Origin of the sequence: Streptococcus infantis (genome assembly GCF_021497965.1) — a bacterium.
Taxonomy (GTDB): Bacteria; Bacillota; Bacilli; order Lactobacillales; family Streptococcaceae; genus Streptococcus; species Streptococcus infantis_B.
Window position 1 is genome coordinate 614,443 of the sequence record NZ_CP046525.1, and the last position, 17,329, is coordinate 631,771.

17 protein-coding genes are annotated in these 17,329 nt (G+C 39.5%); 9 read left to right on the top strand and 8 right to left on the bottom strand.

Annotated features, from left to right (window positions below):
* Positions 1-3: 3 nt before the first annotated feature.
* From GOM46_RS03100 to GOM46_RS03115, 4 genes are read right to left on the bottom strand one after another with little or no spacing between them, the layout of a single operon-like run.
* Positions 4-2,058: a cation:proton antiporter gene (locus GOM46_RS03100; protein WP_235083996.1), complete on the bottom strand. Its 2,055-nt coding sequence runs from the start codon at positions 2,056-2,058 to the stop codon at positions 4-6.
* A gap of 11 nt (positions 2,059-2,069) precedes the next feature.
* Positions 2,070-2,324: a hypothetical protein gene (locus GOM46_RS03105; RefSeq protein WP_006150587.1), complete on the bottom strand. Its 255-nt coding sequence runs from the start codon at positions 2,322-2,324 to the stop codon at positions 2,070-2,072.
* Positions 2,317-2,874 carry a tRNA (mnm(5)s(2)U34)-methyltransferase gene (locus GOM46_RS03110; RefSeq protein ID WP_235083997.1) on the bottom strand — a complete coding sequence of 186 codons (558 nt, stop codon included), beginning with the start codon at positions 2,872-2,874 and terminating at the stop codon, positions 2,317-2,319. Before GOM46_RS03110 ends, GOM46_RS03105 begins: the two co-directional genes overlap by 8 nt.
* Complete coding sequence (locus GOM46_RS03115; RefSeq protein ID WP_321159628.1) at positions 2,858-3,805, bottom strand: TIGR01212 family radical SAM protein; 948 nt, start codon at positions 3,803-3,805, stop codon at positions 2,858-2,860. The genes GOM46_RS03110 and GOM46_RS03115 overlap by 17 nt, the downstream gene beginning before the upstream one ends.
* A 191-nt stretch (positions 3,806-3,996) precedes the next feature.
* Between GOM46_RS03115 and GOM46_RS03120 the strand changes: the two genes are divergently transcribed.
* The 5 genes from GOM46_RS03120 (at position 3,997) to GOM46_RS03140 (ending at position 9,784) form a co-directional block, all read left to right on the top strand.
* Positions 3,997-6,183, top strand: a complete 2,187-nt coding sequence (locus tag GOM46_RS03120) for a PTS transporter subunit IIBC (protein WP_235083998.1) — start codon at positions 3,997-3,999, stop codon at positions 6,181-6,183.
* Between the two features lie 52 nt (positions 6,184-6,235).
* Positions 6,236-7,054 (top strand): endonuclease/exonuclease/phosphatase family protein, encoded by an 819-nt coding sequence (locus tag GOM46_RS03125; RefSeq protein WP_235083999.1) that lies wholly within the window; start codon positions 6,236-6,238, stop codon positions 7,052-7,054.
* Between the two features lie 148 nt (positions 7,055-7,202).
* The gene (locus tag GOM46_RS03130) at positions 7,203-7,928 is read left to right on the top strand and encodes a CppA family protein (protein WP_235084000.1); all 726 of its coding nucleotides are present in this window, start codon (positions 7,203-7,205) and stop codon (positions 7,926-7,928) included.
* Positions 7,925-8,857 carry a serine hydrolase domain-containing protein gene (locus GOM46_RS03135; protein ID WP_006150562.1) on the top strand — a complete coding sequence of 311 codons (933 nt, stop codon included), beginning with the start codon at positions 7,925-7,927 and terminating at the stop codon, positions 8,855-8,857. The genes GOM46_RS03130 and GOM46_RS03135 overlap by 4 nt, the downstream gene beginning before the upstream one ends.
* Before the next feature lie 9 nt (positions 8,858-8,866).
* The gene (locus GOM46_RS03140; protein ID WP_235084001.1) at positions 8,867-9,784 is read left to right on the top strand and encodes a DMT family transporter; all 918 of its coding nucleotides are present in this window, start codon (positions 8,867-8,869) and stop codon (positions 9,782-9,784) included.
* A 67-nt stretch (positions 9,785-9,851) separates the two neighbouring features.
* On the opposite strand, the gene GOM46_RS03145 is transcribed toward GOM46_RS03140, so the two are convergent.
* Together GOM46_RS03145 and rsmG are read right to left on the bottom strand one after the other, a co-directional pair.
* Positions 9,852-11,135, bottom strand: a complete 1,284-nt coding sequence (locus GOM46_RS03145) for a uracil-xanthine permease family protein (RefSeq protein WP_235084002.1) — start codon at positions 11,133-11,135, stop codon at positions 9,852-9,854.
* Positions 11,136-11,444: 309 nt separating this feature from the next.
* On the bottom strand, positions 11,445-12,158 hold the full coding sequence (gene rsmG / locus GOM46_RS03150) for a 16S rRNA (guanine(527)-N(7))-methyltransferase RsmG (protein ID WP_235084003.1): 714 nt from the start codon (positions 12,156-12,158) through the stop codon (positions 11,445-11,447).
* 94 nt (positions 12,159-12,252) lie between these two features.
* Here rsmG and GOM46_RS03155 point away from each other — a divergent pair, with 94 nt between their 5' ends.
* Positions 12,253-12,813, top strand: coding sequence for a LemA family protein (locus GOM46_RS03155; RefSeq protein ID WP_178895183.1), 561 nt, complete (start codon positions 12,253-12,255; stop codon positions 12,811-12,813).
* A 1-nt stretch (position 12,814) separates the two neighbouring features.
* Positions 12,815-13,714, top strand: a complete 900-nt coding sequence (gene htpX, locus GOM46_RS03160; RefSeq protein ID WP_235084004.1) for a zinc metalloprotease HtpX — start codon at positions 12,815-12,817, stop codon at positions 13,712-13,714.
* Between the two features lie 43 nt (positions 13,715-13,757).
* Here the strand turns inward: htpX and GOM46_RS03165 are convergent, their stop codons facing one another.
* Both GOM46_RS03165 and GOM46_RS03170 read right to left on the bottom strand, forming a co-directional pair.
* A complete protein-coding gene (locus GOM46_RS03165; RefSeq protein WP_235084005.1) occupies positions 13,758-15,317 on the bottom strand; it encodes an ATP-binding cassette domain-containing protein in 1,560 nt (519 codons plus the stop codon).
* Positions 15,318-15,560: 243 nt separating this feature from the next.
* Positions 15,561-15,890: a helicase BlpT gene (locus tag GOM46_RS03170; RefSeq protein ID WP_235084006.1), complete on the bottom strand. Its 330-nt coding sequence runs from the start codon at positions 15,888-15,890 to the stop codon at positions 15,561-15,563.
* A 169-nt stretch (positions 15,891-16,059) separates the two neighbouring features.
* Here GOM46_RS03170 and GOM46_RS03175 point away from each other — a divergent pair, with 169 nt between their 5' ends.
* Positions 16,060-16,602, top strand: coding sequence for a YceD family protein (locus tag GOM46_RS03175; RefSeq protein ID WP_235084007.1), 543 nt, complete (start codon positions 16,060-16,062; stop codon positions 16,600-16,602).
* Positions 16,603-17,232, top strand: a complete 630-nt coding sequence (nth, locus tag GOM46_RS03180) for an endonuclease III (RefSeq protein ID WP_235084008.1) — start codon at positions 16,603-16,605, stop codon at positions 17,230-17,232.
* Positions 17,233-17,329: the final 97 nt, after the last annotated feature.

Consider the following 17,329-nt stretch of genomic DNA (forward strand, 5'->3'; position numbering starts at 1 on the left):
ATCTTAATTTCGTCGAACCAACTCCATCATATCATAAGGTAGCGTGTTGGCTGATTCCTTTAAGGAATAAGTTTCTAGGTTGTTTACATTTTGTCGTAGTTTTTTAGCATACTGAGCTGAGATGAGTTTTTGTTTCTCGTACTCAAAGATGCATTTACGTTCTAGATAATAACCTCTTAGCATTTCGTCGATATTATTGGGTTTAATACGATTGATAACGCGCTCCACAAAGGCTCCACTAGTAATATGACTGGTTTCACGGAGACGAGATTCCTGCATAAAGCTAATTAGAGAACTCTTATAAATCCCTTTGAGGTTTTCCAAACTTTCGATGATGATTTCAGTGTTGGCTAGGTAGAGTTCTGCAATCTGGTCATAGTCAATGGCCAGAAGTCTTTGGGTTTCTTTGTTCTTCAAGGAACGGAGGGTTTTGCCAAATGTGAGCAACTCGTGTAGGAGAAAACGTACAATCCGAATAGAAACAAGGAAGTAGTAGGTTAGTCGAGAAGCAAAGTTTCGTTTAATATTTTTCTCCATGCTTTTCAGATAACGTTGGTAGACACGATATCCTCTTTCGCCGATTTTGCCTTCTTCGTAGGCCTGCTCCAAACCATCGCTCTCGATACTGAGAATCAATAGTTTCAGAGCTTCCCAGTCTTCCTGGATTTCCTTATTTTCCAGGCTGAGGATGAGGTTTTCAATCCGTCCATGATAATTATCGATCGCCGCATAGAGGGGAACCTTATTTTTGGTATTGTCCAAATCTTTCTCTAACTCCATGGCAACATCGTTTAAGATAGCGATGTGCATGAGCTGATCCTTAGATGGTTCTTGCTCTTCCGAAAGGTGTGGCAAAACTACTAAACCAGTAAGAAAACTGACCAGGGTTACACCTGCGACGAGAAAAAGAAGGAGAGGATATTCTTGCTCTAGATTTGACGGTATCAAGAGGATAGTAGCAATAGAAACTGTTCCCTTAACTCCAGAAAATGTTAGAAGAAGCATATCTTTGACATACTTGTGGAGACTTTTTTGAAGTTTCTTAATACGCAAAGCGTAAAACCCATAAATCATTACAAAGCGGATGGCAAAGAGTAGGAAGGTTAAAAGAAAGACTGTGACGAGAAGAAGCACTTTGTTGTAAAAAGCACTATTCAGAATTGGCTCCGCAATCATCTCCAGTTCCATTCCCAACAGAACGAAGACAGAACCATTGAGCATAAAGGTTACAGTGTGCCAGACGGTTTCAGTCACAGTATCAACCTGGGCTTCAAGAAGATTTATCTTTTTAAAACGACTCGCTTTTAAAATACCAGCAACAACGACTGCGATAATTCCAGAAACATGAATTCCTTCAGCGATGAAGAAGGTTAGAAGTGGTAAACTAAGATCTAGCAGCAGTTCACTGGCTATGTCAGTAGCACGGACACTTAGAAGAAAGGAGTGGAGGAATCGGTTGATTAAAGCCGTCATAAGACCAACTGCAAGCCCTCCAACGATAGAGATCGCCAGAGATATCCCTGCTTGAGTGATTGAAAAAGTTCCCGTTGTCCAAGCTATGAGGGCTACACGAAAAGCAATTAGCCCAGAAGCGTCATTTAACAGGCCTTCTCCTTTTAAGATATTTGAAATGCGTTTTGGAAAGGTAAAACGTTCAGAAAGGGAAGCAAAAGCAACGAGATCTGTAGGACCAAGTGCAGCACCGACTGCGACGCAGGCAGCTAATGGCAAGCCAATCCAAAGGACATGGGCAAGGCCTCCCATACTCAATGTTGATACAAAGATAACAGGGAAAATAAGGTAGAGAACAATTTTCCAGTGCTTTAGAATAGAGGTTACATCTGCCTCTTGAGCCTCGCGAAAGAGGAGAGGACCAATCACTAAAGCTAGAAACAATTCAGTGTCTAAGTGATACTGGTTATTCGGTAAGCACAGACCAATCCCGATACCCAGCAAAATCTGAATCAGGGGCATGGGTAAAAAGGGAAGCAGTTTATTGGTCGTACTAGAAACAATTAGAACAAGTAAAAATATCAAGAGATAAAAAAGTAAATCCATCTTCTACCTCCTTATTTTTGTTTTCGACAAGCTTCAAAAAGTTCCTTTTGTTCTTGGATTTTTTGATCAATCTTCGAGCAATCCTTGTGCTCGATTTTCTTTTGACAACGCTCCATTTCAAGTGTGATCATTTTTTTCTTGATTTTTAGCATCTTTTTGCTCATATGAGCTTCATCTAACATACCAACTGCACGTTCATGTTGGGTTGATTCAACGAATTTGTGGCGAAGTCCTTCTATTTTATCTCGTAGGTATTGTTTATCCATGGCGATACCTTTCTAATTTTTCAATCATAACTAAAAATGGTGGATTGTTGATTTGGTTGAGGGTACGATAGATTGTAGCAGTGTATTCTTGTTGTGGCAACTGACTGACAAAATCTAAGACAGCATCTCGCTCTATATCTCCGCCTTCATGCCCGTAGTATATCATAATGGCTATCCGTCCGCCCTTAACGAGCACCTGACAGAGTTTTTCTAGTGCCTCAATGGTTGTCTGAGGTTGAGTGATAATGCTTTTATCTGCAGAAGGCAGATAACCTAGATTGAAGATGGCTGCCTTGACTTCTGTCACAAATTGATCCACAGTCTCATGACCCTGCAAGATTAATTCTGCATTGGACAAACCTGCTTCTTGGAGACGTTGACTTGTTTTTTCCAGAGCTTGTTCTTGGATGTCAAAAGCATAGACTTGTTTAGCCAATTTGGCAAGAAAAAGTGTATCGTAGCCATTTCCCATGGTCGCATCTACAACAACATCATCTTTTGTGATGACTTGGGCAAGAAAATCATGCGCCAATTCAAGTGGTCTTTTCATTCATAAACTCCTGTTTCACAGCCTTGCATCCTTGGACACTACCTCGACGCCTCATTTCAGCTTCAATGCTATTTAGAACTTCCCATTTGTTGAGACTCCACATAGGACCAATCAGCATGTCTCTAGGTGCATCACCCGTAATCCTATGGATGACCATATGTTTGGGAATAATTTCTAGTTGGTCACAGATAACTTTCACATAGTCATCTTGACTCATAAGCTGCAGTCTACCCTCGTGATAATCACGTTGCATCCGAGTATTTGTCATAAGGTGAAGTAGGTGAAGTTTAATCCCTTGAATATCATTATCAGTCACACAGCGACGAACATTTTCAACCATCATCTCATGGGTTTCACCTGGCAAACCATTAATCAAGTGAGCAACAATCTCAATCTTAGGATATTTTCTTAAGCGTTTGACAGTCTCCACGTAGAGTTCATAGGAGTGGGCACGGTTAATCAATTCAGAAGTTTCTTCATAAGTAGTTTGTAAGCCTAACTCTACAGTAACATGCATTCGCTCTGATAGCTCTGCTAAGTATTCAATCGTTTCATCAGGAAGACAGTCAGGTCGAGTACCGATATTGATACCGACAACACCTGGTTCATTGATGGCTTGCTCATAACGCTCGCGAATGACTTCTAATTTTTCATGAGTATTGGTGAAATTCTGAAAATAAACCAAATACTTTTTGACATCAGGCCATTTACGATGCATAAAGTCAATCTCTTTATAGAATTGCTCTCGAATCGGAGCATCAGGAGCAACGATTGCATCTCCAGAACCAGAAACCGTACAAAAAGTACATCCTCCATGGGCTACTGTACCATCACGGTTGGGACAATCAAATCCAGCATCTATTGGAACTTTAAATGTCTTTTCTCCAAATAAATTTCGATAATAATCATTCAAGGTATTATAGGATTTCATAGCTAATATTATAACAGAAATCACTCACAAACTCAAAATCGGTAAACCTTTGAAGATTTGTTAAAAAGTTTGAACATCAAAAAAAAATAAAAAAAATCCTTTACAAAAAAATTTAAAGTGGTATAATAGAGGTGTTGACAGTGCAAACGTTTTCGTAAAACGTTTGCCGAATAAATATAAAGGAGATTTGAATGATGAAAGCTACATTCAAAAATGTCTTGTCTTTCGAGTTTTGGCAGAAATTCGGTAAGGCTCTAATGGTGGTTATCGCTGTTATGCCAGCGGCTGGATTGATGATTTCAATCGGTAAGTCACTTGCATTGATTGACCCAAACCTTGCTCCCCTAGTTATTACTGGTGGCGTACTAGAGCAAATTGGTTGGGGAGTTATCGGTAACCTACATATCTTATTTGCTCTTGCTATCGGTGGTAGCTGGGCTAAAGAACGTGCAGGTGGTGCTTTTGCTGCCGGTCTAGCATTTATCTTAATCAACCGTATCACTGGTACAATCTTTGGTGTATCAGGAGACATGCTGAAAGATCCAAATGCTATGGTTTCAACAATCTTTGGTAACTCTATCAAAGTTTCTGATTACTTTATCAGTGTGTTTGAAGCTCCAGCCCTTAACATGGGTGTGTTTGTAGGGATTATTTCTGGTTTTGTAGGGGCAACTGCCTTTAACAAATACTACAACTTCCGTAAATTGCCTGATGCACTTTCATTCTTTAACGGAAAACGTTTTGTACCGTTTGTTGTTATCCTTCGTTCAGCGATTGCAGCGATTGTTCTTTCAGTTGCTTGGCCAGTTGTACAAACAGGTATCAACAACTTTGGTATTTGGATTGCTAACTCACAAGAAACAGCTCCAGTTCTAGCACCGTTCTTGTATGGTACTTTGGAACGTTTGCTCTTGCCATTTGGACTTCACCACATGTTGACTATCCCAATGAACTACACAGCTCTTGGTGGTACTTATGATGTCTTAACTGGTGCAGCAAAAGGAACTCAAGTATTTGGTCAAGATCCACTTTGGCTTGCATGGGTAACAGATCTTGTCAACCTTAAAGGAACAGATCCAGACCAATACCAACACTTACTTACAACTGTAACTCCAGCTCGTTTCAAAGTTGGACAAATGATTGGTTCATTCGGTATTTTGATGGGTGTGGCTGCTGCTATTTACCGTAATGTTGAAGCAGACAAGAAACACCAATACAAAGGTATGATGATTGCGACAGCTCTTGCAACTTTCTTAACTGGTGTTACTGAGCCAATTGAATATATGTTCATGTTCGTCGCAACACCTCTTTACCTTGTCTACGCTCTTGTTCAAGGTGCTGCCTTTGCTATGGCTGATATTGTTCACCTTCGTGTGCACTCATTCGGTTCAATTGAATTCTTGACTCGTACTCCACTAGCTATCAATGCTGGTCTTGGTATGGATATCATTAACTTTATCTGGGTAACAGCACTATTTGCAGTTATCATGTACTTAATCGCCAACTTCATGATTCAAAAATTCAACTATGCTACTCCAGGACGTAACGGAAACTACGAAACTGCTGAAGGTTCATCAGAATCTGCTGCTTCTGGTGAGTCAAAAGTTGCAGAAGCTTCTCAAGCTGTTAATATCATTAACCTTCTTGGTGGACGTGCTAATATCGTTGATGTGGACGCATGTATGACTCGTCTTCGTGTTACTGTAAAAGACGCTGAAAAAGTCGGAACAGAAGAACAATGGAAGTCTGAAGGAGCTATGGGTCTTGTCATGAAAGGACAAGGTGTCCAAGCTATTTATGGACCTAAAGCTGACGTTTTGAAATCAGATATTCAAGACCTTCTTGATTCAGGTGAAGTGATTCCTGAAACTCTTCCAAGTCAAATGGCAGCAGCTCAAAAAGATGCTGTTGTATACAAAGGTGTGACTGAAGAAGTTTACTCAGTTGCTGACGGTCAAGTCATTGAATTGGACCAAGTGAAGGATCCTGTATTTGCACAAAAAATGATGGGTGATGGATTTGCAGTAGAACCAGCAAATGGAAACATTGTATCTCCAGTATCAGGTACTGTATCAAGCATCTTCCCAACTAAACATGCTCTTGGTCTTGTGACTGAAGCAGGCCTCGAAGTACTTGTTCACATTGGTTTGGACACAGTTAGTCTTGAAGGAAAACCATTTACAGTTCGTGTTGCTGAAGGACAACAAGTTGCTGCTGGTGATCTTCTTGTCACAGCTGACTTAGGTGCTATCCGTGAAGCTGGTCGTGAAACTACAACTGTAGTTGTCTTTACAAATGGCGATGCAATTAAATCAGTTAAATTAGAGCAAACAGGTTCTCTTGCAGCTAAAACACCAGTTGCTAAAGTAGAATTGTAATCGATTAGGGGTTGGAAGTATTTTTCCAACCTCTTGTTTATAGGAGAAAAGCATGAAGTTTTTAACCCTTAATACTCATAGTTGGATGGAAAAAGATCCTGAAGAAAAATTTCAGCTCTTGTTGCAAGATATACTCGAAAACAAGTATGATTTAATTTGTTTTCAGGAAATTAACCAAGAAATCACCTCCGAGCAAGTAGAGGCTGGTCCACTTTATCATCCGTTACCTTCAGCAGAACTGATTCACCAAGACCACTATGTCCGCCTTATGGTAGAGAAATTAGCTGCAAAAGGACTGAAATACTATTGGACATGGGCTTATAACCATATTGGTTATGATCGTTACCATGAAGGTGTTGCAATCCTATCTAAAACACCAATTGAAGCGCGTGAAATTTTAGTTTCAGATGTGGATGATCCGACAGATTACCACACACGACGAGTTGCTTTAGTAGAAACAGTAGTTGAAGGTAAAGAACTTGCTGTTGCGAGTGTGCATCTCTCTTGGTGGGATAAAGGCTTCCAAGAGGAATGGGCGCGTTTTGAAGCAGTTCTGAAAGAATTAAATAAGCCTCTCTTACTAGCAGGTGATTTTAATAATCCTGCAGGCCAAGAGGGCTACCAAGCTATTTTAGCTAGTCCACTAAACTTACAAGATGCATTTGAAGTTGCAAAAGAAAGAAGTGGTAGTTATACTGTTCCGCCTGAAATTGATGGTTGGAAAGGAAATAGTGAACCTCTACGAATTGATTATGTCTTTACAAGTAAAGATATTCAGGTAGAGCGTCTGCAAGTAGTTTTCGATGGCCAACAAAATCCTCAAGTTAGCGATCACTATGGCCTTCAGGCAGAACTCTCATGGAAAGATTAAATAAGGGTTTTTAGTAAAAATAAATAAGTTCCCCTTCTACTGACAGAAGGGGTTGATTTATTTAAAGAGTTAATATAGTTAAAGTTTTTTATTGAATAACTTGTAAAATATCATAAAATCCTTTAAAATAAAAATGTTGGAGGAATTTATGATTGTAAATCAAATTATGCGTATGATCCCGACGCTAAAGGTAAATAATAGAAATTTAAATGAATCATTTTATATTGAGACTTTGGGTATGAAACCCTTGCTTGAAGAGTCTGCCTTCTTATCACTTGGAGACCAGTCAGGCATTGAAAAGTTAGTTTTAGAAGAGTCACCAAGTATGAGAAGCCGTAAGGTTGAAGGAGTAAAAAAATTAGCTAGATTGATTGTAAAAGTAGAAAATCCATCTGAGATTGAAGCGCTACTAGCTAGAACGGAAAAGCTTCCTCAACTCTATAAAGGAAACAAGGGATATGCTTTTGAGGTTCTTTCTCCAGAAGGCGATTGTGTCCTTGTCCATGCGGAAGATGATATTAGAGATTTGGAAAAGGTTGAAGATGAAGTCACTTTTTCAAAAGACGAGAACATGCAATATTTGACGGCATTTGAAATCTCAGTGGAAGTTAACTTGCCAGAAGATACAAGCAGCCTACTTGAAAAAGAAGAAATCGAAAATCGAATCGTTTTTAGAGAAGCTCAAGGCGGTGATTTACTTGTTGAAAATAATGTAACTTGGGACTTGTCCATGTTGAAATTCCAAGTGAAAGAACTTGACCTAGCAAGTCTTCGCCAACGTTTTGAAGCTACAGGTTACTTTATTCCTAAATCTGAGAAGTTCTTCCTAACTAAGGATACCAACAATGTCGAATTGTGGTTTGAAGCAGTATGAAACAAAAAATCATTCAAAAAATAGAGCAACAAATTGAGGCAGGGATTTATCCTGGTGCCTCTTTTGCGTATTATCAGGATGGCGTTTGGTCTGACTGGTATCTAGGTGAAGCAAATCCAGAAATTGGTGAGAAGACGCGTGAAGGGTTGGTCTATGATTTAGCAAGTGTGAGCAAGGTCGTCGGAGTAGGAACGGTCATAACTTTCTTGTGGAAGGAAGGAAAAATCGAGTTAGACCAGTCCATAATAGCTTATCTACCAGAGGCGGATTACCCAGATATCACCATTCGACAGTTACTGACGCATGCAACGGATTTAGATCCTTTTATTCCTAATAGAGATCAGCTTTCAGCAGACCAGTTAAGAGAAGCTATGTTTCATCTGAATCGTCGAGAGAAAAGAGCTTTTCTATACTCAGATGTGCACTTTCTCTTACTAGGTTTTCTTTTAGAATCTTATTTTGAAAAGGTCTTGGATCAGATTTTACAAGAGCAAGTTTTGAATCCTTGGGGAATGAAGGAAACTCGGTTTGGTCCAGTTAGCAGTGCTGTTCCAACGGTTCGTGGACAGAAAGCAGGAGTGGTACATGATCCCAAGGCACGTTTACTAGGTAGACACGCTGGGAGTGCAGGTTTATTTTCAACTGTTCATGATTTAAAAATCTTCCTAGAGCATTATTTACAGGATTCCTTTGCTGAAGACTTAAGTCAAAATTATTCAGACTTGGATGACAAGGAACGTTCATTGGCTTGGAATGTAGAAGGTGATTGGCTGGATCACACAGGTTATACTGGAACTTTTATCATGTGGAATCGACAGAAACAAGAGGCGGCAATCTTTTTATCTAATCGAACTTATGAGAAAGATGAGCGTGCTCAGTGGATATTCGATCGTAATCAGGTCATGGACTTAATTCGTAAAGCAGACTAGGGAGGGATCATGTCTAAAGCGTTAAAAGGAACTCTTTTTACAGTGATTGCAGGTATCGCATGGGGCCTATCAGGGACTAGCGGTCAATACTTGATGGCTCATGGAATTTCTGCTCTTGTTTTAACCAATATCCGTTTGATTATTGCAGGACTCCTTTTGGTTCTTTTGTCCTATATCAAATCTAAGGAGCAATTCCTAGCTTTTCTAAAAGATAAATCTAGTCTGTTTTCTCTCTTGTTATTTTCTTTGTTTGGGCTCTTTTTAAATCAATTGGCCTATTTATCAGCTATTCAGGAGACAAATGCTGGAACAGCGACGGTCTTACAGTATGTCTGTCCAGTTGGAATCTTAGCTTATACTTGTATAAAAGATAGGGTAACGCCTACTATAGCTGAAATTATTTCTATGATTTTGGCTATAGGTGGGACCTTTCTCATTGCAACCCATGGGCAGTTGGATCAGCTTTCTATGACACCAGCTGGACTCTTCTGGGGCTTATTCTCAGCTCTGACCTATGCTCTTTATATCATTTTACCCATTAATTTGATTCAAAAGTGGGGGAGTATTTTGGTCATCGGTGTGGGAATGATGATCTCAGGTTTTCTAGCAGTGCCTTTTACAGGGATTATCGGGGCTAGTATTCCCTTATCTTTTGATATCTTTCTAGCTTTTGCAGGAATCATTCTGATAGGAACGGTCTTTGCCTATACTGCCTTTCTTAAAGGTGACAGTATCATTGGACCAGTCAAGTCTAGCCTTCTAGCTTCGATTGAGCCCATTTCTGCAGTATTTTTTGCCTTTATGATTATGGGAGATATTTTTTATCCTGTAGATTTTCTAGGTATGGCAATGATTTTACTGGCTGTGACTATTATTTCTTTGAAGGATTTAATGTTAGAAAAGAAACAGACTCCAAAAAGGTCATAAAAAATCCACTCTTTATTTGAGTGGATTTTTTATGTTTAGATATTTAGATATTTAGATATTTAAATATTTAATTTTTGTTTTCGTATGGCAAGATCAAGTTCAAAAGGATACCTGTCATAGCTGATAGGGCAGTACCTGAAAGGGTAACTGGACCGAGTTTAAGGATTGCTCCACCGAGTCCAAGCACGAGCATTGCGCTTGCGATGATAAGATTACGCATTTGACCAAAGTCTACACGTTCCTTGATCAAAACTTTCAAACCGTTGCTGGCGATAACCCCATAAAGAAGGATAGACATTCCACCGAGTACGGCACTAGGGATTGTAGAAATCAAGGCAGTGAATTTACCAAGGAAGCTAAGGGCGATAGCGATAAAAGCAGCGTTACGAATAACAGATACAGAAGCGATGCGAGTCATACCGATAACCCCTGTATTTTCACCGTAAGTTGTATTTGCTGGTCCGCCAAGGAAGGCAGAAACAGAAGTTGCTATACCATCACCGAGAAGGGTACGATGAAGACCTGGATCTTTCAAGAATTGGCGTCCACAGATTTGACTTAGAACGGTGTGGTCACCGATATGTTCAGAAATGGTTACGATAGCGATTGGTAAGATTGCGATTGTTTCCGGACCAAAGTAAAGGTTGTATTCTTTGAAGGCACCACCTGTGCTAAATGGTAGGTAGAAGCCTGGAATTTCGAACCAGTTAGCTTGAAGAACAGGAGTGAAGTCAACTAAGCCAAGTGCTAGCGCGAAGAGATATCCACCAATAATTGCAAAGAGGAAAGGAATGATACGAAGGAAACCTTTTCCTTTTGTATTGATAAAAGCAGCGATGAGGAAGGTAACCACAGCTACAAGAGCATTTTTCCAGTTGCCGTCAGCTACAAGACCAGCATTGGTTACGGCAGAACCAGCAAGCCCAAGACCGATAACGATAATCATAGGACCAATAATGATTGGAGGCAAGAGTTTATCAATCCATTTTGTACCTGCGAAGCGAACACTTGCAGCAACAAGGACATAAACAAAACCAGTCAGGATAACCCCTGTCTGAGCAGCAGATACATCACCACCCATTTCTTTCATGGCAAGTGACATGGCTGTAATAAAGGCGAAAGAAGAACCAAGATAAACAGGAACTCTAAAACCTGTTGCAATCATATAGATGAGGGTACCAACCCCTGAAGCAAAGAGGGCAACGGATACAGGCATTCCCAAAATCAGTGGGACCAAAATTGTTGCACCAAACATAGCAAAAACGTGCTGGAAGCTGAGAAGAATTCCCTTACCAGCAGAAGGACGTTGGTCGACGTCTAATAACAAATCAACAGTTGATTCTTGTTTCATAAATACCTCACTTTTGGGCATCAAAAAAGAGCCCATTATTTTACAGCAATAGGCTCTCAGAGTAAGACTTCATTAAAAAATAATTGACCACATTTTAATGAATGTTATGTATATCTGCGTCTTCGTCACCTCACGGGATGACATTAAAAACCTTTGCTTAGGATAGTATAGCAGAAAAAATTCGTTTTGTAAACGAATTTTTCCCTAGCCCAGAAATAAGAAAGCGAGGTATGATTTTGTAAATCATTTTTTCCCGAGCCTAGAAATAAGAAAGCGAGGTTGATTTTGGCAGATGTCCGATTAATCATTCTAAAGTGGGCGTTTATTTGGCAAACCTGCTTTTCTTGGGTATTTATTTGGAGTTTCTTTTTTCTTTTCTACTATTGTTATGTAACGAGGGTCTCCATTGGGAAGAGTATAGCTGATGTTGTCCTCAACTTTGCTAAAGAGAAGGTTAAGAGCATTTTTTGCCTCTGTCAATTCCTCGGGTGCATTGCTTGCCTTGAGTGCGAGTAATTTGCCACCAACTTTTAGAAAAGGAATGGTTAATTCAGATAAGACTTGCATACGAGCAACTGCTCGAGCTGTGACGATATCAAACTGGGCACGGAATTTCTTCTCTTGAGCAAAATCTTCTGCGCGCCCATGGTAGAAATGAACCCCTTCTAGATTAAGCTCCTCAGCTAAAAGCTGAAGAAAGTTAATGCGCTTATTGAGTGAATCAATGATGGTCACATCTAGCTGAGGGTAGAGAATCTTCATAGGAAGACTTGGGAATCCTGCACCAGCGCCAATATCAAGTAACTTAATTTCTTGGTTTTCTATCAACCCTTGTAGGATAGGAGCGATGGAATCATAAAAGTGTTTAAGATAAACTTCTTCCTTTTCAGTAATTGCAGTCAGGTTGATTTTTTGGTTCCACTCGACTAAGAGTTCAAAATAGCGCTCAAATTGTGCTTTTTGCTGGTCAGTAAGATTAATATTCTGTTCAGCAAGTAGTGTGTAAAAAGTTTCTGGTTTCATAGTTATATCCTTCTTGTATATCATCTTATTTTACCACAAAAACATGGAAATTTGATATACTTGTACTAATCAAAAGGCAGAAAGGAGCTTTATGATGAATTGGATTTTTTATGGACTTCTTGCTCTAATTATTTTCTTGGTAATTGACTGCTATAATAAATTGGTGAAAAATCGTATGCAGACCAAGGAAGCTTGGAGTCAGATTGATGTTCAGTTGAAGCGTCGAAATGATCTCTTACCAAACTTAATTGAAACAGTAAAAGGTTACGCTAAATACGAAAGTTCTACTCTAGAAAAGGTGACTGAACTCCGTAGACAAGTAGCTGCAGCAACTACACCTGCAGAAGCCATGAAAGCTAGTGATGCACTGACTCGTCAGGTATCTGGTATTTTTGCGGTTGCAGAGAATTATCCTGACTTGAAGGCTAGTAGCAATTTTGCTCACTTACAAGAAGAACTGACTAACACAGAAAATAAAATTTCTTATTCACGTCAGCTCTATAATAGTGTCGTTAGCAACTACAATATTAAATTAGAAACTTTCCCAAGTAATCTGGTTGCGGCTATATTTGGCTTCAAGGCAGCGGATTTCCTTCAAACTCCAGAAGAAGAAAAGGCTGTACCTAGAGTTGATTTTAGTGGTTTAGGTGACTAAGATGCTGTACAAACAAATTGCTAGTAATAAACGTAAAACTTGGATTCTTTTAATTGTCTTCTTTCTTTTGCTAGCCTTGGTTGGTTATGCTGTTGGTTTTCTGTTCATGAACTCAGGTATCTGGGGCGTGACTGTAGCTATGATTATCGGTTTCATCTATGCCTTGACCATGATTTTTCAATCTACAGAGATTGTCATGAGTATGAATGGTGCGCGTGAGGTTGATAGAAACGAAGAACCTGTTCTCTATCATGTTGTCGAGGATATGGCTATGGTGGCGCAGACTCCTATGCCACGAGTTTATGTTATTGATGACCCGGGTTTGAATGCCTTCGCCACCGGTTCGAATCCTCAAAATGCTGCTGTTGCTGCTACGTCAGGCCTTCTAGAGATTATGAATCGTGAGGAGTTAGAGGCAGTAATCGGGCATGAAGTTAGTCACATTCGCAACTTAGATATTCGAATCTCTACCATTGCTGTTGCTCTTGCTAGTGCCATCACTCTTTTATCGAGTATGGCTGGTCGTATGATGTGGTGGGGTGGAGCTAGTCGTAGTCGTAGAAGTAATGACCGTGATGGTGGAGGAATTGAAGTGATTATGTTAGTTGTTTCTCTCCTAGCCATCGTTCTAGCACCTCTTGCAGCAACTTTGGTGCAGTTAGCTATCTCTCGCCAACGAGAATTTTTAGCGGATGCTTCAAGTGTGGAATTAACACGCAATCCTCAGGCAATGATCAATGCCCTCCTTAAACTAGAAAATAGTCAACCAATGACTCATCATGTGGATGATGCTAGTAGTGCGCTTTATATCAATGATCCTCAAAAACGAGGTTTCTTGAAAAAACTATTTTATACTCATCCGCCCATTTCAGAGCGGATTGAACGTTTGAAAAATATGTAAAAAACATCCAGAGGTTTTCCTCTGGATGTTTTATTTCCAAAAGTTAAAGATCTTGTAAATCCACTACTTCTAAACCAGGCTCTGTCAGACTATAGATACTCGTACAGACTTCTTTTAAGAAACGTCGATCATGTGAAACAGTGATGAGACCACCAGGATAAGTGGCAAAGAGTTTTCTGATTTCTGGTTGAGAAGTTGGAGAAAAATTTCGTGTGGGTTCATCCAGAAGGAGAAAGTTTGGTTTTCGCAGAACTAAATTCAAAAGAAGGAGTTTTCCTTGTTGACCTCCAGATAAGGAGTGGATTTGGTGGTGCATCTCTGGATAGCTGAAATTAAGACTAGCTAAGTGAGATTGGATTTTCTGTAGTTCCTCTTTATGTCCAGATTGGCTGAGAAATTCTACTGGGGATAAATCCAATTGCAGTGTTTCTTGGTAATCTTGTGGCATAAAACCAAGCGAAATCTCTCTTTTGCCGCTTAGTAGTTGATGTAACTTTGCTAAAAGAGTGGATTTGCCAACGCCATTGGGACCGATAATGCCGATTTTATCTTGACCACGGACTGTTAGTCGTAACTCCTGAGCTAAAATGCGCTTGCCAATGAATAAATTTTCTTTTTCCAGTTGGATTAAGACTTTAGAAGCAGGTAATGGTTGGATGTCTGAAAAGAAAAGTTGGATTTGTTCCTCTTCAAGTGGCTTTTGGATCATGGACTGAGCTTCCTTTTCAAAGCGTTTTTCTTGAGAGAGAACAGTTTTCATCTTTTTAGCCAATAGGCGACCAGCAGTACTGTCTTTGGTAGCTCGAAGTGCAGTTTCTACATTTTGCTTAACTCGGCGATGTTTTTCCATGGTTTTATCATAGGCTCTCTGGTCGTTAGCAGCTTGCTGACTTTGTCTGGCAAAATTAGCCTTTCTCTGCTCACTATAGCGATCATAGTCTAAATGCTCGACTAGCGTTTCCGCTTCTTTCCGATGCTTGACCAGTCGCAAGTGGATAATGGTGTCTGCAGTTTGAGAGAGAAAATCTTCATCATGAGAAATGAAAATAACGGTTTGTCTGGTTTTATGTATCTGTTTTTTTAGCCAATCAACCGTCTCTATATCCAGGTCATTTGAAGGTTCATCTAAAAATAAAATCTCAAAGGGTTTGGCAAATTCATGGATGAGCTGAATTTTCAAAGCTTCACCACCCGAGAGACTACCAATTTCTTGATCACTTGCAAAACGACTGCTGTCAAAGTGCAACTCCTCCGCAAAACGATAGAGGATACTGTAGTCTAAATCAGCAGGATCCAAAAAGAAGTAGTCCTGCAGAGATCTTTTTTTCAGTTCTTCAGGGAGATGTTGGGGAATGTAGGCTATGGACTGAAGGTCAGACTGGATGTCGCCCTTGATAGTAAAATCAGGCAAAGCTTCCCCTATTAAAGCTCGTAGTAAGGTTGATTTTCCATTTCCTTCTTCGCCTATAATAGCGACTTTTTCTCCGTCTTGGATGGTAATGTTTAAATCGGAAACAAGGTCTCTTAAATCTTTGTTTTGTGTAATGGTCAGATGATTGATTTTTATCATATTATTGCCCTTTCTAGAATGTCCATAGTGCATAACAAAAAGCTCTACTTTACCTAGTAGAGCCAATCGTCTATGTCAAAAAAACTCTTTTAAAAGGGCTGAAAATCCAGCAGAAAAAGAGCACACAAAAAAGAGACAGAAACAAGATCTACTAAATAAAGGTTCTTTATTTGATAGACTTAGTTATTCATGTCTCCCTTACCTCCGAGTATTATTGCAATCATCATACTCTTTTTGAGAAAATTTGTCAAGATTAAGCCAGAAAACCCTCTATTTTTAAAACCCAAAAACAGGTCCATAGAGTTTCAAAACGTGCTTAACTTGATCGAAGTGGAACTTGTCATAGTTTCTCCAAGCAGTGCGGGCTTGATCGTTTAGTTTTAGTGAGCCAAGTCCAATCAAAAGACTAGTCCGTTGGTAAAAGCTTTCCAGTTCAATTAGAATAGCATTGTCTAATTTCTCAGCTTTTTTGAGTGCTCTGAGAATCTCATCAATATTTTGTTGTAAGCGTAGGTCATCAGGTAAGCCTTGTTTACAACTTTGTATTGTTTGATTTAATTCTGAAACGAGTTGATAGGCTTCAGTTAAAAGAACTTTGTCTTCCATATGAGTGTCCTCCTTTGCTCATCTATTGATGCCTATAGTATAGCACAAAAAGAAAGATTATCATAATAAATATATTAAAAAATGTAGAATGATTTTTTTAAAAGTTTAGTTGCCTTGCTTGCGCTCTTTTCATGGTATAATCAAGTGAGTAAATCTTTATGGAGGAAGTATGAAATTAAATATTCAAGAAATTCGTAAGTTGCCTGAAGGCTTGCATTTTGAGCAAAATTTAGATTTGGCAGCTGACTTACGTAAACGTAATCAAGAAATTTTAGATGTAAAAAATATTGTTGCAGTAGGGAAAGTCCAGTCTGAAGACCTTATGTTTTTCCTAGATTATCAGTTATCTTATACAATCGTTCTAGCTTCTAGTCGTAGCATGGAACCGGTAGAATTGAAAGAATCATATCCAGTGACGGAAGTCTTTATGGAAGGTGCTACCAATCAATTGGACCAAGAAGTTCTAGATGATGATTTAGTATTACCGATTGAAAATGGTGAAATCGACCTTTCTGAGAGCGTATCTGATAATATCTTGCTCAATATTCCAATCAAAGTCTTAACAGCTGAAGAAGAAGCTGGCCAGGGATTTGTTTCCGGAAATGACTGGCAAATCATGTCTGAGGAAGAATATCAAGCCCAACAAGCAGTCAAAAAAGAAGAAAACAGTCCTTTTGCAGGTTTACAAGGACTGTTTGATGGAGATGAGTAGATGGTTTTATCCAAGAAACGTGCCCGTCATGTCATTGAAGAAATCATCGCTCTTTTTCCAGATGCAAAACCTAGTCTAGACTTTCACAATCATTTTGAGCTTTTGGTTGCCGTTATGCTATCTGCTCAGACGACAGATGCTGCAGTCAACAAGGCTACACCAGGTCTCTTTGCAGCTTTTCCAACGCCTCAAGCTATGACAGATGCAAGTGAGAGTGAAATTGCTAAACATATTTCTCGTCTAGGTCTCTATCGCAATAAGGCTAAGTTTCTTAAAAAATGTGCCCAGCAGTTACTAGACGATTTTGATGGCCAAGTCCCTCAGACTAGGGAAGAATTAGAGAGTTTGGCAGGAGTTGGCCGTAAAACAGCTAACGTAGTTTTGAGTGTAGGTTTCGGTATTCCAGCTTTTGCAGTTGATACTCACGTAGAACGTATCTGCAAACACCATGATATTGTTAAAAAATCAGCTACGCCACTTGAAGTTGAAAAACGTGTCATGGATGTCTTACCACCGGAAGAATGGTTGGCAGCCCATCAGGCTATGATTTACTTTGGCCGTGCCATCTGTCATCCAAAAAATCCAGAATGCGAACACTATCCACAATTGTACGATTTTAGTTCTTTATAAGGTCGCGTATTGAATGTTTTTACTTGCTTTGAACTAGGCTTTGTGATATAGTAAGGACAATAAAATATTCCTTTAAACCTGTCCCGTGAGGCAGGCA

Bases quoted from the DNA above. Each gene is read 5' to 3' on its own strand.
- GOM46_RS03100 (WP_235083996.1), bottom strand. From the start codon at position 2,058: ATGGATTTACTTTTTTATCTCTTGATATTTTTACTTGTTCTAATTGTT.
- GOM46_RS03105 (WP_006150587.1), bottom strand. From the start codon at position 2,324: ATGGATAAACAATACCTACGAGATAAAATAGAAGGACTTCGCCACAAA.
- GOM46_RS03110 (WP_235083997.1), bottom strand. From the start codon at position 2,874: ATGAAAAGACCACTTGAATTGGCGCATGATTTTCTTGCCCAAGTCATC.
- GOM46_RS03115 (WP_321159628.1), bottom strand. From the start codon at position 3,805: ATGAAATCCTATAATACCTTGAATGATTATTATCGAAATTTATTTGGA.
- GOM46_RS03120 (WP_235083998.1), top strand. From the start codon at position 3,997: ATGATGAAAGCTACATTCAAAAATGTCTTGTCTTTCGAGTTTTGGCAG.
- GOM46_RS03125 (WP_235083999.1), top strand. From the start codon at position 6,236: ATGAAGTTTTTAACCCTTAATACTCATAGTTGGATGGAAAAAGATCCT.
- GOM46_RS03130 (WP_235084000.1), top strand. From the start codon at position 7,203: ATGATTGTAAATCAAATTATGCGTATGATCCCGACGCTAAAGGTAAAT.
- GOM46_RS03135 (WP_006150562.1), top strand. From the start codon at position 7,925: ATGAAACAAAAAATCATTCAAAAAATAGAGCAACAAATTGAGGCAGGG.
- GOM46_RS03140 (WP_235084001.1), top strand. From the start codon at position 8,867: ATGTCTAAAGCGTTAAAAGGAACTCTTTTTACAGTGATTGCAGGTATC.
- GOM46_RS03145 (WP_235084002.1), bottom strand. From the start codon at position 11,135: ATGAAACAAGAATCAACTGTTGATTTGTTATTAGACGTCGACCAACGT.
- rsmG (WP_235084003.1), bottom strand. From the start codon at position 12,158: ATGAAACCAGAAACTTTTTACACACTACTTGCTGAACAGAATATTAAT.
- GOM46_RS03155 (WP_178895183.1), top strand. From the start codon at position 12,253: ATGAATTGGATTTTTTATGGACTTCTTGCTCTAATTATTTTCTTGGTA.
- htpX (WP_235084004.1), top strand. From the start codon at position 12,815: ATGCTGTACAAACAAATTGCTAGTAATAAACGTAAAACTTGGATTCTT.
- GOM46_RS03165 (WP_235084005.1), bottom strand. From the start codon at position 15,317: ATGCACTATGGACATTCTAGAAAGGGCAATAATATGATAAAAATCAAT.
- GOM46_RS03170 (WP_235084006.1), bottom strand. From the start codon at position 15,890: ATGGAAGACAAAGTTCTTTTAACTGAAGCCTATCAACTCGTTTCAGAA.
- GOM46_RS03175 (WP_235084007.1), top strand. From the start codon at position 16,060: ATGAAATTAAATATTCAAGAAATTCGTAAGTTGCCTGAAGGCTTGCAT.
- nth (WP_235084008.1), top strand. From the start codon at position 16,603: ATGGTTTTATCCAAGAAACGTGCCCGTCATGTCATTGAAGAAATCATC.